The organism is Alkalibacillus filiformis (assembly GCF_030814115.1).
GTDB lineage: Bacteria > Bacillota > Bacilli > Bacillales > Alkalibacillaceae > Alkalibacillus > Alkalibacillus filiformis.
Genome location: NZ_JAUSUP010000002.1, coordinates 118,339 through 131,441 on the forward strand (window position 1 = coordinate 118,339; position 13,103 = coordinate 131,441).

Below are 13,103 nucleotides of genomic sequence, written 5' to 3' on the forward strand. Positions count from 1 at the left end.
CCCTTTCGTTAATTTTAAAAGAATCCTAGTTTCTGAGGGCTGTAGCTGACGAGTAAGTTTTTCGTTTGCTGGTAATGCTCTAGCATCATCTTATGGTTTTCGCGTCCGATCCCTGACATTTTGTAACCACCAAATGCAGCGTGTGCAGGATAGTCATGGTAACAATTCGTCCATACACGTCCTGCTTCAATCGCACGACCAAAACGGTAAGCTGTATTAATATTACGCGTCCATACACCTGCACCTAGGCCGTATAGTGTGTCATTGGCAATTTGCAGGGCTTCTTCATCTGTTTTAAAAGTCGTAACCGCCAAAACAGGGCCAAAAATCTCTTCTTGGAAAATTCGCATACTGTTATCGCCTTTGAAAACAGTTGGCTTCACATAATAACCGTCAGCAAACTCGCCATCTTTCTTGTTTTGTTCACCACCAATTAAGCATTCAGCACCTTCTTGCTTACCAATATCTAAATAAGACAAAATCTTTTCTAACTGTTCACTTGATGCTTGAGCACCCATCATCGTATTTGGATCTAACGGATTACCTGTTGCAACCTCTGCAACGCGTTTTAATGCTCGTTCCATAAACTCATCATAAATATCTTCGTGAATTATAGCACGCGATGGGCATGTACAGACCTCACCTTGGTTTAGTGCAAACATAACTAACCCTTCTATCGCTTTATCTAAAAAGTCATCATCTTCATCCATAACATCTTTAAAGAAAATATTCGGTGATTTACCACCTAGTTCTAATGTAACTGGAATTAAATTTTGTGAAGCGTATTGCATAATCATACGACCTGTCGTCGTCTCACCTGTGAATGCTACTTTACCTACACGATCACTTGAAGCAAGTGGTTTACCTGCCTCTAAACCGAATCCGTTAACGATATTAAGTACGCCAGCTGGAAGTAAATCTTCAATTAGCTCCATTAATAGTAAAATCGTTGTCGGTGTTTGTTCTGCAGGTTTTAATACGACACAGTTACCTGTCGCCAATGCCGGTGCTAACTTCCAAGTCGCCATTAATAGCGGGAAGTTCCACGGAATAATTTGGCCTACAACACCAATCGGCTCATTAAAATGGTATGCCACCGTATCGTTATTAATTTCACCAATCGTACCTTCTTGTGAGCGGATTGCCCCAGCAAAATAACGGAAATGGTCAATCGCTAATGGCAAGTCTGCATTTAACGTCTCACGTACAGCTTTACCGTTTTCCCACGTTTCAGCAACTGCTAGCATTTCTAAGTTATCCTCAATACGATCAGCAATTTTGTTCAAAATGTTCGCACGTTCAGCAACCGAAGACTTACCCCAAGCGTCTTTAGCTGCATGAGCTGCATCTAAAGCTAATTCAACATCTTCTTTCGTTGAAGCTGGGATCTCACAAAAAGCTTTCCCTGTTACTGGTGTAACATTGTCAAAGTACTTACCATTGGTAGGTGCCGTCCACTTTCCTCCAATATAATTCTCATAACGTGATTTAAAGTTTACAACCGCTCCATCTGTGTTTGGAAATGCATACGTCATCAATTAATTCCTCCCCTATATTATAAGTTTAATAGGACTGAACTAGATGTATTGGACAAGTTTCCGTCTCACTAATATGTATGCGTTTACATTTTGTTATATGATTAAGTGAAAGTGGTGAAACTTGTATTATTATTTTATCAGAAAATGAGGAATATTCAATCTTTTGTTCGCAAAAAAAAAGCTTTGGGCTTTATGCACCCAAAGCTTGATCCTTTCTTCTTACTAAAAAGATATATGATAATAAAGCACTCATTTGACATACTAAAATGATCGACGCTAACGGAAGAACTGTCGTCGTTCCTAAGAAACCTACAAGAGGCGCTGCAACACCACCGAATATAAACTGGAATAACCCTAGAAAAGCCGCTGCACTTCCTGCATTGTTTTCTTGTTTTTCCATAGCGAGTGATAAACTCGTTGGATTTAACACACCAACACTAGAAATGACTAAGAAAAGTCCAAACATAACTAACCAAAAGTTCTCACCGTTTAACGAAGCCAATAGTAATGTAACACCACCTGACAAGGCTATAATAAACCCTGCGACAAGCAACTTCTCTTCTTTCACATAATCTACTAACCTACCTGTTATTTGACTGAGCGTTATAAAACCTAACGCATTAACACCAAAAACGATCCCATAAGTTTGTGCTGATAAGTTAAAGATATCTTGTAAAATAAATGATGAGCCCGAGATGTATGAAAACAATGCCGCCGCCACAAAGCCTTGAATAAGCGCAAAGCCGACAAAGCTTTTTTGCTTTAACAGTGCGACAAACACATTTACCGTATTCTTCAAACCACCAGTTGAACGCCTTTCATTTGGTAACGTTTCTTCAACTTTAAAAACAGCCATTAATGTAACTAAAATTCCTGCAATAGCTAGAATCGTAAAAATACCACGCCATGATGTAAAGGTTAATACTTGACCACCAATCACCGGCGCTAAAATCGGGGCTAACCCCATGACTAAAATTAACAACGAAAACATTTTTGTCATATCAGGTCCAGAATAAAGATCGCGAATCATTGAACGAGAAAGTACAATTCCTGCTGCCCCAGTAAAGCCTTGAATGAAACGACAAGCAATAAAGACCCAAATATTCGGTGCAACCGCGCATAAAAACGAAGCGACAACAAATAAAGAAATGGCTAGAACTAACGGTCGTTTCCGCCCATATATATCACTCATTGAACCTATAATTAACTGACCAAATGCAATTCCTAACAAACTAGCAGTTAAACTAATTTGCGTTAAAGAATTAGTCGTATTCAAATCTTCTGTTAAAGCTGGAAAAGCCGGTAAATACATATCAATTGTTAATGGAACAAGTGCTGTTAACGCACCTAGCATTAACAACAATTTAAATCGGCTGCTTGTCATCTTTTGTGTCAAATCAATACTCCTCTACACCCTAAAAAATTACAACAAATCTATCATAACACTTATTCTTCAACACCTAAAGGTTGCAAAAATTAAATATTGTTAAAGGTAAAGTTTTTGAAACTAAATCTAGGGGTATTCGTCTAATTAGTTAGGGACTTAGTTGAAGTAGACGACCTTTTAACCAGAAAAGTAAAACAAGTAACATTGAATATGACATTTTCGTTTATACTTGCTTTAATGGATGACATACATAAATTGGTCGTAGATAAAGAGGGCATTTCTATTTCAACACTGCTCACACGATAAACCATTAAGGGAGAGAGAGTTATGGAAACAGTTTTAACTGTCGAAGGACTGGAGAAATCTTTTAAAAATACTAAAGTTCTTCACAACATTACCTTTGATGTTCACAAAGGAGAAATTATGGCCATTTTAGGGCCTAACGGTGCTGGTAAATCAACAACCATTCGTAACATTATGGGCATTATGTACCCTGATGATGGATGTGTAACGTTTCACAACCATCAAGGAAACGAAATACCCCGTCACAAAATCGGTTACTTGCCAGAAGAACGAGGGCTTTATAAAAACGTAAAGGTAATGGACATTATTCTTTACTTTGCCGAGCTTAAAGATTATCCATTAAAAAAAGCTAAAGAAAGAGCTATTCAATACTTAGAGAAGTTTGGATTAGAAGGGAAAGAAAATGTCTCAGTTGAAGAATTATCAAAAGGTATGGGGCAAAAAGTACAATTTATCGGCTCGATCATTCATGAACCAGAGTTATTAATATTAGATGAGCCGTTCTCTGGTTTAGACCCCGTTAGCCAAGATGTCTTTAAACAAGAAATTAAAGAGCTTGCTAATAATGGAACTGCCATTTTATTGAGCTCACATCAAATGAACTTAGTAGAAGAAATGTGTGACCGTTTGTTTATGATCAACCGTGGCCAGAAAGTTATTTACGATTCATTAAAAGACGTCAAATCGAAGTACGCTAACTTCAAATGTACGATTTTAGGTGATAACTCTGTACAGCAACTTGAATCTATTAATCAAGTATCTCGTGTTGAACAAGATGGTTATAGTTCAGTTCTATACTTAGAACAAGGAATTGAACTTCCATCATGGTTACACACGTTGCCAAATGACTTAGATATCGTAGAGTTAAAAGTGGACCGAATTTCACTTCATGAAATATTTATTGACGTTGCACTAGGGCGTTCAATCGCAGAGGAAGTAGGTGGCACATATGCGTAATAGTATTAAAGTCGGTAAATGGGAAATTAAAAGAAATATTAAAAACAAATCGTTTATCATTTCATTATTTTTAACACCACTGATCTTTTTATTTTTCGCAACAGTGCCTAACTTGTTAAGCGGAAATGACTATGACACAACAACGACGGTTTACGTAAATGACCAACTTGGCACATTTGAAATGATTGAGCCAATTATAGAAGAAAATAACATGATGAACTGGGACTTAACTGAAACGAATGAAGAATTACCCGCGGTTCAGGAACGGTTTGAAGAAGAACCAAACTCAGCATACATTCAAATTGATGAACATACTGCAGAAAACGGAGTTGTTACTTACGTTAAAGGTGATGATGTCAGTCCACAGTTTTCAAACCAACTTCGTATTATTGAGCAACCTTTAAAACAAAATCAGTTACAAAGTGCCAACCTAACGGAAGAACAATTAGAGTTAATTTCTACACCTATTTTGTTTGAGGCTGCAGATGGCAATGATGAATCAAAAGCTAGTCAAGAAGAGACAGCAACAGCTGAAATTGGTATGGTTGACCCATTTGAAAGTGGAATTCCTGCTGCTTTCGCCGGACTTGTTCTCTTCTCGATTGTCATTACGGGTATGATGATTTTCCAAAGCGCATCACAAGAAAAGAAAGATAAAGTTGCTGAGATTATCTTATCCTCAGTTACGCCAGGTGAACTTATGCAAGGGAAAATCTTAGGATACTTTGTTTTAGGACTTATTCAAGTTGGTGTGTGGATGCTATTTGCAATACCTATTGCGATCTATATGTTAGATGACGTTCCAGTTTTACAATACTTATTTGTCCCTGAAACGTTCATTCTTGTAATCATTGCGATTTTAGGTTACTTATTGTTCGCTGCTTTATTTGTCGGTTTAGGTGCTACTCTAGAAGATGCAAGTTCAGGAAGCAACTTCCAAGGTATGGTGATGATGTTACCATTTATTCCTGTTGTGATCATAGGACCTGTATTATCTGACCCTAGTGGCATTGTGGCTCAAGTTGGAAGTTATATACCATTCACATCACCTACTATTCTCATTTTGAGGTTAGCCATTTTAGACGAATGGCCATGGATTGAAATTTTAATCGGCATAGCAATCTTACTTGTAAGCATTTGGCTGTTCATGAAGCTAGCCGGTAAGATCTTTAAAGTCGGCATTTTAATTTACGGTAAAAATGCGACACCGCAAGAGATATGGAAATGGTTAAGAGCATAAATGGAGTAAATTAATAAATTAGCTGAACGATTGTCACGAACTTCGTGCTTTCGTTCAGTTTTTTTATATAATTTCAACCGATCGTGACAAAATAAGGCTAACTATTATTCATGGAGGGACGGTTTAGTGGAAGAAACAATTAAAGAATCACTGATCGTTATTGGCCGCGTAGTCACCATCTTACCGCTACTTTTATTTATGACAATCTATATGGGCAAACGCACCATTGGAGAAATCCCTGTGTTTGATTTCTTAATTATTATTTCTCTCGGTTCGATTGTCGGTGCAGACTTAGCTGACCCATCTATTAGCCATATATATACAGCTGTCGCTATTGTATCAGTTGCACTTCTTCAACGAATTATTACCAAGCTCAAACTCTCTAACAGGCGTTTCGGTAGAATTGTAACGTTTGAGCCGACTGTAGTTATCCAAAATGGACAATTTCTTAAACAAAATATGAAAAATATCGGCTATTCAATTGATAACGTCTTGCAATTATTAAGAGAGAAAGATGTCTTTGATATCGATGAAGTAAAAACTGCCATTGTTGAATCAAGTGGTAAGGTAAGTGTATTAAAAAAGTCATCAAGCACTAATGTAACCCGTTCTGATTTAAACATTACCGGAAAATCTGCAGATATTGCCTTACCCATTGTCGTTGAAGGAAAAGTTTACACACACGTGTTAGAAGATTTCGGACTTGATTATGATTGGTTACAAAAACGAATGAAAGAACAAGATGTTCAAAATGTTGATGAGGTCTTTTATGCGACAATCAACCAAGAAAGAAATCTGCATGTCTCACTTAAAGAAAACAATTTAAACGTTCCACGAATATTACATTAAACAAGCACGATTCAAGTTAAACACCTATATCATATAGTAATGAATAATAACGAGGTGTTTTAACGATGAACCCAATTGTTACGGGTAGTTCTACTGAAGACATAGTCACGATCAATATTGACTTAAGCCAGCGTTCAATTAGTTACTTAAATGTCTTCAGATCAGATCAACTAGTTGGAATTTTTGAGCCTGTAAGGAGTTTTCACTTACGTAATGAAAGGTTAGAACCCATTACAGTCGAGTGTGTATTTGGAGATGGCACTTCCTACTCCACTTACTTAACATTTGATGAAAACCGCCAAGTGAGACGTCCAAGTGACTTTAAACCTGGTGATATTCTAGTGGCAAGTGATAACTTTGGAGATGTCTTCCCTCCTGGTTACATAGGCCACTCTGCAATTGTTATTGATGAGTATCGAATCGCCGAATCTGTCACATCACACCCACAAGTTAGAAAAGCACCAATCGATAACTTTCTCTCTGTTCATACCCAAGTCATGCATGCTCGTCCAAAAGACCCAAGTGTTGGCATGGCTGCTGCTGAGTATGCTAAAGAGTATGTAGAGGCATATGATACGAACTTAAAACAAGGTAATTCTGTTCCTGAATTTTCCTTTTCAACACGTGTCCCGTTAAATGACCCTAATGATGCGATTTATTGTTCTAAACTTGTATGGTTAAGCTACTATTATGGTGCCGATGTAGAGTTCCAAAATAACTTCTACTTATTCGCTCCAGTTGATTTAAAAGCCAATATTGAAATGGATGACCGTTTCGATGTGATGTATCAGCACCCTGAGTTTGATTTTAAAATTAACTTAAAGCTTTAACCCTCCCATTCAGTCAGCGATTACTATTTCAGTTTTCGCTGACTGTTTTTGTAATGAAAAAGACTCACCATATCTCTATGGCAAGCCTCTTCATTGTTAACTCACTTAATAATGTGATACTTTCCGATTACAGGAAGTGGGGCCATTTCACCTTTAGCCGCGTTTAAAATACCAATTAACCAAAGAATAAAGACAAATAAGTTTCCAATCGGTAAAATGATCAACCAGCCAATAATAGGAATTAACGTCCCGGCCGTGTTGATTATAATTGCTGTTAAAAGTAACAGTAACCCTTGGTTAGCATGGTATGTTGCAAACTTAGACTCTTTCGCTACTAACAATGGGATAAAGAAAATAATATACGCTACAATACCTAAACCTTTGTTTTTCTGAGCATCTTCACTTACTTGGTCCTGCGAGGGATCTTTTTGTTGTTGATTTTCCTTTTCACTTCCATCTGTCATCTTTTCTCCCTCCCATCTATAAAAACCTTACTCAATTTTATGTTTTAAAAATTGCTGTATGACTGTGACAACTAAAGTGAAGGGAGATTTTATAGATTATTTGTGGTCAAATGAAGACGAAAATCATATTTATAATAAATGACTCTTTTTAAAGGTGAAGATGCTGTGAAAAATATTGATGATTTCTTTAACGAATTTATAGATTCAAATTGTGAAGAGTTAGGTCCTGTTCGAGGTCGTGTAAGGCAAGAGAAAGCTTATCAAATCAAGATGAAAGCGGCTGATAACCATTTGCGTACTTCACGTTCTGAGCCAACTTGTAACGATGATGAGCAGAGATTCGCTAATAAAATAGGTAGTTATACTAAAGGCTTACCCCATAACAAGTATGGTGAGGTTGACACTCCTGCTTATGACGCTCTAATAAAAGCACTTAATAGCGGGTTACCTAGAGACTTTGAAAGTATTCCTTTAGGAAGCGAGTTAAAACTAACAAATCCACAAGCAGCCTATGCATACAACCTTGTAGGTCCAGACTCTCATCAAATTGCAATTCCTGCTCCTCCATCTATTAGGAGCACTTGGCACGCTAGTGAGATGGCAGAATTATATTGGAGAGCTCTAACTCGTGACATCCCTTTTAATGATTACAATAGAAGTAAGTTAATTCATGAAGCATCAAAAGATCTCACTAAGTTCTCAAATTTTAAAGGCCCTAAAACAAGTTTACATGTTACACCTAAAACCATTTTTAGAGGGGATACGAAGTCTGACTTAACAGGCCCTTTAATATCACAGTTTTTATTACTCGATATCCCGTATGGAAACAACACGTTAAAGCAGAGATACCGTACAACAATTAAAGGTGATGACCATTTAACAGAGTATAAGAGTTGGTTAAATGTTCAAAACGGACACAAACCAACTAAAAAGAATAAATGCGACCGTCGCTATCGATATATTCGTTCTGCTCGTGACTTAGCAGAATGGGTACACCGTGATTTCAGTTTTCAAGCCTTCTTGAATGCATGTTTAATCCTTCTTAAATACGGAGATGAAGCAATTGATTCAAACAACCCTTATTTGAACTCAAAAACACAAGGTGGCTTTATTACGTTTGGTGCAGCGCACATATTAGATATGGTCACAAGAGCAGCTCGTTCAGCCCTAGAGAGTTCTTGGTACCAAAAATGGCTTGTACACAGAAGGTTACGACCTGAAGAGTATGGTGGTCTTGTTCACAACTACTTGGTGGGTCACACTCTAGCTCCCATTCACGAAGAACTACTAGAGTCAAAAGCGCTCCAATATACAGAAGAAACGTTTGGAACTTATCTTTTACCCGTTGCATACGCAGAAGGCTGTCCAACTCACCCCGCTTATCCAGCTGGCCACGCTTGTATTGCAGGAGCAGGGATCACTATGCTAAAAGCTTTTTTCAATGAAGATTTTGTCATTCCTGAACCCGTAATTCCATCACCAGACGGCCTTTCACTTAATTCATACAAACAATCCCCTCTTACAATAGGTGGAGAGTTAAACAAACTTGCGAGTAATATCGCTCTAGGGCGTGATGCAGCAGGTGTTCATTGGAGAACTGATGGTACTGAAGGAATAAAATTAGGTGAACAAGTCGCTCTCAATATCCTGAAAGATTATAAAGAAACCTTCAACGAACAATTCTCTCATTTCAAAATAACCAAGTACAATGGCACAACAGTGACTATATAACTTAACCCAGCCCTAACATGATCGTGGCTGGGTTATCACTTTTGTTAGTTTAATTTTTTAGAAAATTTAGTAAAATTATTTTAAATAACTTTAGGGGAGCGAGAATAGATGGCAAATAGAACGGTTATCGTAACGGGTGGAGCACAAGGAATCGGATTCGCTATTGCAAAAGCGTTTAGTAACGAAGGTGACTTTGTTCATATTTGTGACTTAAATGCTGACTTAGTTATAGAAGCAGCAAACAGCTTAGTTAACACAACAGGTCATCAAGTTGATGTAACGAATGAAATAAACGTTAACACGTTTGTTGAACGTGTAGTTAAGGAAAATGGACAAGTCGATATTTTAATTAATAATGCTGGCTTACAACATATTGATCGTGTCGAAGATTTCCCACTAGAAAAATGGAACTTGCTCATTAAAGTCATGCTAACAGGTCCTTTTTTACTAACGAAAGCAGTCATTCCAGTTATGAAAAAACAGCAATTTGGTAGAATTATTAATATATCCTCTGTTCACGGAAAAACAGCCTCACCTTACAAATCAGCATACATATCGGCAAAACACGGGGTTGTCGGCTTAACTAAAACCGTTGCGATCGAAACGGCTAACGATGGCATTACAGTAAACGCCATTATGCCTGGAGCTACAAGGACGAAGTTAATTGAAAACCAATTAGCGAAGCTTGCTGAACAAGACGATATTACTGAACAAGAAGCATTGGAGAAAAACTTACTAATCAAACAACCAATGAAACGTCTGCTAGAACCAGATGAAATAGCTCAAACGGCTTTATTTTTAGCATCCGACAAAGCTAGTGCAATAACAGGCGAAACAGTCAGTGTCTCTGGTGGATGGTAATGAAGAAGGTGATTATTTGAGCTATAAAATTGCTGTATTAGCTGATATACATGGTAATCATGAAGCCTTAAAAAGCGTGTTGAAACATATTGATGGAACAGGGGATGTGGAACATATATATTGTCTTGGTGATTTGATCGGAGTCGGTTACCAAACTAACGAAGTGTTAGACAAGTTATTTTCAAGAAACGACATCTCATTTGTACGTGGTAATCATGACCAAGACGTTTTAAGCATTATTGATGGTGAAAAGCCTAACAGTAAAGGTGAAGAACGAGAGCATCACCATTGGATTGCATCTAATTTAAACCCGAGCTTTATCCCAAAGTTAAGAAGCATTCCTTACACGTTAAGACGCCAAATAAATGGCGTTTCGTTCCTATTTTTGCATTATCACATGAAAAAAGAGCCGCAGTTCTTGCCCGTTAACTATGACCCCAGTATCGATGAGTTAGAGAAACTTTATCATCATGAGCAATCTAAAGTCGTCTGTTTCGGTCACCATCACGTCGTTCATCATTTCAAAAATGACCATCAACTTTTTATAAATCCAGGTGCTTTAGGTTGCAGTCATAACCCAACCGCTCAATATGCCACAATTACTGTTGGTGATAAAGGAAATATTAATACTTCTTTTTTTGAAGTTCCATATGATCCGACTGATTTTCTACAAGGTTATGAACAGTTGCAAGTACCAGCTCGTGACTTCATTTTAACTAACTTCTACGGCAATCAGCATATTAAGTAAAAAATTTCCTAAGAGGTTTAAATGTGGGCAGGGCAACCAATTTACCAATTATAAACGCAATTTACTTTTGACATTCTAAAATTTTTCGTTAGTATTAGAATTATAAATTAAAAACTTAACAAACTTAACACTGAGGAGGTTGTTAAATGAGTCAAAATGACGAACAGGCAAGAGAGTCCGTCGATCAAGCAAAAGACATTGTCATTGAATCATTAGGTGAAACGATGGACCTTTATGGTGTTACAAGAAGTGTCGGCAACCTTTACGGTACGATGTATTTTGAGGAAAGTATGACTTTAGATGAAATGCGTGAGAAATTGAAAATGAGTAAGCCTAGTATGAGTACTGGCGTTAAAAAACTGCAAGAATTTGATATCGTCAAACAATCATTTCGTCGTGGTTCAAGAAAACAAACATTTGTTGCTGAAAAAGATTTCTTCAGTTTCTTTAGTAAATTTTTCACTAAAAAGTGGGAGCGTGAGGTTACCTTAAACCTTGAAGCGATTAAAGAAGCTCAACCTATTTTAGAGGATGTTATGAACTCTGAAGATGTGTCTCAAGAAGTGCGAGATGAAGCACGAGAACTTTATGAACAAGTCGAATACTCAAAGGCCTATTACTACTGGCTTGAACAACTTGTAGAAGGAATACGTAACGGCAAGATTTTCGAAGCATTCCCACCACCTGAACAAAACAAGAACAAATAACTGTCAGCCCTTATCTCTATTGTTTGAGGTAAGGGATTTTTTATTTGAGGCATTTTTAACCTGTTGTTCCATCGTATATTTTGACCTGTGAAGAAAAAAATAAGTGTAAGAAAGGCAGGGAGAAGCTATGGATGAACAACGCGCAAAACAAATTATCGATTCACTTGTTATGGTTAACGTTAAATACCACGGTATTCCCGTCTATATTCAAGAAGTTAATAACAGTGAAACAGCGACAATTTTTCCATTAGATGAAATGCACCATGAACAGGAAGTTGAATTAAAAGGGTTATATGAGGATGATCCAACATAAAAGGAGGGATATAAATGGACCGTTTGCGTGCACAACAAATCGCTGAATCACCTGAGATGAAGAATGTACAATACAATGGACAAAATGTTTATATCCAACATGTGAATGATAACGGTACAGCTCATTGTTATTTTTTAAATGACTTAGAAAATGAATTTGATGTTCAGTTATCCAATTTAAGAGAAAAAATTTAACCAACTAATCGAGCGAACGCCCAATTAATTAGGCGTTCGCCTAATTAAATTTGATTTCGCTTAATTATTTCTATTTTCGCCTAATAAAAAAAAATCGCCTGATTCTTAAATAATTAGGCGATTTTACAAGTTGAGCTGGTAAATGATTAATCTTCTTACATACTATCTTTTTGGTCTTTTTCTTGTTCTTTCTTCGTCATGACCATCGTTAATGGTTTGTCACTACCTGTCATCAGCTGGTGGACATAGGATGATGTCATCTCATGCTGGTCTTCAATCTTTTCTGCCAGGTGGTGGCTTCTCTCATATAAAATTGACCTAAAATTAAGCATTTGTCTGTTAAGCTTTTCCATTAACGCCTCTTGTCTTTGAACTTGTTCTGACATCTCTTGTTGGTTTTGATCAAAGTACATAAGCTGTTCGCTCATCTCTTCATGTGCATTGACAATTTGATTCAATTGATCAATTAATTCATCATTTGAAACTTTCTGATCGGTTATTTTATTTATAATTTCTTTATTCGATTCATTTATACTTTTTACTTGATAAATTAGATCTTCTCGAGCATGTTCTTCACTCTTAAGCCACTCTTCCAACTGGCTGCTTTTGTTGTCTAACATGCGCAATCTCTCCAATACATCTTGTTTAAACTGATCTTGACTATGTTGTTTAGCTACAAGTTCTTTAACTTGTGTATCCATTTGTGTTTGGATATGATCTTGCCGTTCATACAACTGATTAAGAAAGCTATTTGAACGCTTTAACGAACGATTGACTTTTTGTTGTTCTTCCATCCACTCTGATAACCTGTCAAACTTCGTGTAGTCTTGGTTTGGTTCAGTTAATTTCCGTTTTGAGCGATATACAGTCGGATGTTCGCCATCATTAATGTATAATGTCATGTTTCCACATCCCTTTAATGTCTTACTTATACCATATGCGAATGTCCATATAAAAAGTGCCTGTCACGATTTTATTCGT

Annotated in this window: 14 protein-coding genes; 10 read left to right on the forward strand and 4 right to left on the reverse strand. The window is 37.0% G+C overall.

The genetic code is table 11. The features are described 5' to 3' along the window. Positions 1–14: 14 nt before the first annotated feature. Entirely contained in the window at positions 15–1,535 is a 1,521-nt protein-coding gene (gene exaC / locus J2R98_RS06195; RefSeq protein ID WP_307067178.1) for an acetaldehyde dehydrogenase ExaC, read from the reverse strand. Positions 1,536–1,728: 193 nt separating this feature from the next. Then, on the reverse strand, positions 1,729–2,922 hold the full coding sequence (locus J2R98_RS06200) for a multidrug effflux MFS transporter (protein ID WP_307067395.1): 1,194 nt from the start codon (positions 2,920–2,922) through the stop codon (positions 1,729–1,731). A gap of 330 nt (positions 2,923–3,252) precedes the next feature. On the opposite strand from J2R98_RS06200, the gene J2R98_RS06205 reads away from it, so the two are divergent. From J2R98_RS06205 to J2R98_RS06220, 4 genes are all read left to right on the forward strand, one after another. Continuing rightward, positions 3,253–4,185, forward strand: coding sequence for an ABC transporter ATP-binding protein (locus J2R98_RS06205; protein WP_307067180.1), 933 nt, complete (start codon positions 3,253–3,255; stop codon positions 4,183–4,185). Beyond that, complete coding sequence (locus J2R98_RS06210) at positions 4,178–5,425, forward strand: ABC transporter permease (RefSeq protein WP_307067182.1); 1,248 nt, start codon at positions 4,178–4,180, stop codon at positions 5,423–5,425. The genes J2R98_RS06205 and J2R98_RS06210 overlap by 8 nt, the downstream gene beginning before the upstream one ends. 126 nt (positions 5,426–5,551) lie before the next feature. Continuing rightward, positions 5,552–6,274 carry a DUF421 domain-containing protein gene (locus tag J2R98_RS06215; protein ID WP_307067184.1) on the forward strand — a complete coding sequence of 241 codons (723 nt, stop codon included), beginning with the start codon at positions 5,552–5,554 and terminating at the stop codon, positions 6,272–6,274. Between the two features lie 65 nt (positions 6,275–6,339). Further along, positions 6,340–7,104, forward strand: a complete 765-nt coding sequence (locus J2R98_RS06220) for a YiiX/YebB-like N1pC/P60 family cysteine hydrolase (RefSeq protein ID WP_307067186.1) — start codon at positions 6,340–6,342, stop codon at positions 7,102–7,104. Between the two features lie 101 nt (positions 7,105–7,205). Here J2R98_RS06220 and J2R98_RS06225 read toward each other — a convergent pair whose 3' ends face one another. Then, positions 7,206–7,568 carry a DUF4870 domain-containing protein gene (locus J2R98_RS06225; RefSeq protein ID WP_307067187.1) on the reverse strand — a complete coding sequence of 121 codons (363 nt, stop codon included), beginning with the start codon at positions 7,566–7,568 and terminating at the stop codon, positions 7,206–7,208. A 165-nt stretch (positions 7,569–7,733) separates the two neighbouring features. Here J2R98_RS06225 and J2R98_RS06230 point away from each other — a divergent pair, with 165 nt between their 5' ends. The 6 genes from J2R98_RS06230 (at position 7,734) to J2R98_RS06255 (ending at position 12,122) form a co-directional block, all read left to right on the forward strand. Further along, positions 7,734–9,299: a vanadium-dependent haloperoxidase gene (locus J2R98_RS06230; RefSeq protein ID WP_307067189.1), complete on the forward strand. Its 1,566-nt coding sequence runs from the start codon at positions 7,734–7,736 to the stop codon at positions 9,297–9,299. Between the two features lie 108 nt (positions 9,300–9,407). After that, the gene (locus J2R98_RS06235; protein WP_307067191.1) at positions 9,408–10,160 is read left to right on the forward strand and encodes a 3-hydroxybutyrate dehydrogenase; all 753 of its coding nucleotides are present in this window, start codon (positions 9,408–9,410) and stop codon (positions 10,158–10,160) included. A 16-nt stretch (positions 10,161–10,176) separates the two neighbouring features. Beyond that, on the forward strand, positions 10,177–10,908 hold the full coding sequence (locus J2R98_RS06240) for a metallophosphoesterase family protein (protein ID WP_307067193.1): 732 nt from the start codon (positions 10,177–10,179) through the stop codon (positions 10,906–10,908). Positions 10,909–11,054: 146 nt separating this feature from the next. Further along, positions 11,055–11,615 carry a choline uptake/conversion transcriptional regulator CudC gene (cudC, locus tag J2R98_RS06245; RefSeq protein WP_307067195.1) on the forward strand — a complete coding sequence of 187 codons (561 nt, stop codon included), beginning with the start codon at positions 11,055–11,057 and terminating at the stop codon, positions 11,613–11,615. Between the two features lie 127 nt (positions 11,616–11,742). After that, positions 11,743–11,928 (forward strand): H-type small acid-soluble spore protein, encoded by a 186-nt coding sequence (locus J2R98_RS06250; protein ID WP_307067197.1) that lies wholly within the window; start codon positions 11,743–11,745, stop codon positions 11,926–11,928. Between the two features lie 14 nt (positions 11,929–11,942). Next, positions 11,943–12,122 (forward strand): H-type small acid-soluble spore protein, encoded by a 180-nt coding sequence (locus tag J2R98_RS06255; RefSeq protein WP_307067199.1) that lies wholly within the window; start codon positions 11,943–11,945, stop codon positions 12,120–12,122. A 155-nt stretch (positions 12,123–12,277) separates the two neighbouring features. On the opposite strand, the gene J2R98_RS06260 is transcribed toward J2R98_RS06255, so the two are convergent. Beyond that, entirely contained in the window at positions 12,278–13,024 is a 747-nt protein-coding gene (locus J2R98_RS06260) for a coiled-coil domain-containing protein (protein WP_307067202.1), read from the reverse strand. Positions 13,025–13,103: the final 79 nt, after the last annotated feature.

Bases quoted from the DNA above. Each gene is read 5' to 3' on its own strand.
- J2R98_RS06205 (WP_307067180.1), top strand. From the start codon at position 3,253: ATGGAAACAGTTTTAACTGTCGAAGGACTGGAGAAATCTTTTAAAAAT.
- J2R98_RS06255 (WP_307067199.1), top strand. From the start codon at position 11,943: ATGGACCGTTTGCGTGCACAACAAATCGCTGAATCACCTGAGATGAAG.
- exaC (WP_307067178.1), bottom strand. From the start codon at position 1,535: ATGACGTATGCATTTCCAAACACAGATGGAGCGGTTGTAAACTTTAAA.
- J2R98_RS06210 (WP_307067182.1), top strand. From the start codon at position 4,178: ATGCGTAATAGTATTAAAGTCGGTAAATGGGAAATTAAAAGAAATATT.
- J2R98_RS06250 (WP_307067197.1), top strand. From the start codon at position 11,743: ATGGATGAACAACGCGCAAAACAAATTATCGATTCACTTGTTATGGTT.
- J2R98_RS06220 (WP_307067186.1), top strand. From the start codon at position 6,340: ATGAACCCAATTGTTACGGGTAGTTCTACTGAAGACATAGTCACGATC.
- J2R98_RS06235 (WP_307067191.1), top strand. From the start codon at position 9,408: ATGGCAAATAGAACGGTTATCGTAACGGGTGGAGCACAAGGAATCGGA.
- cudC (WP_307067195.1), top strand. From the start codon at position 11,055: ATGAGTCAAAATGACGAACAGGCAAGAGAGTCCGTCGATCAAGCAAAA.
- J2R98_RS06200 (WP_307067395.1), bottom strand. From the start codon at position 2,922: ATGACAAGCAGCCGATTTAAATTGTTGTTAATGCTAGGTGCGTTAACA.
- J2R98_RS06260 (WP_307067202.1), bottom strand. From the start codon at position 13,024: ATGACATTATACATTAATGATGGCGAACATCCGACTGTATATCGCTCA.
- J2R98_RS06225 (WP_307067187.1), bottom strand. From the start codon at position 7,568: ATGACAGATGGAAGTGAAAAGGAAAATCAACAACAAAAAGATCCCTCG.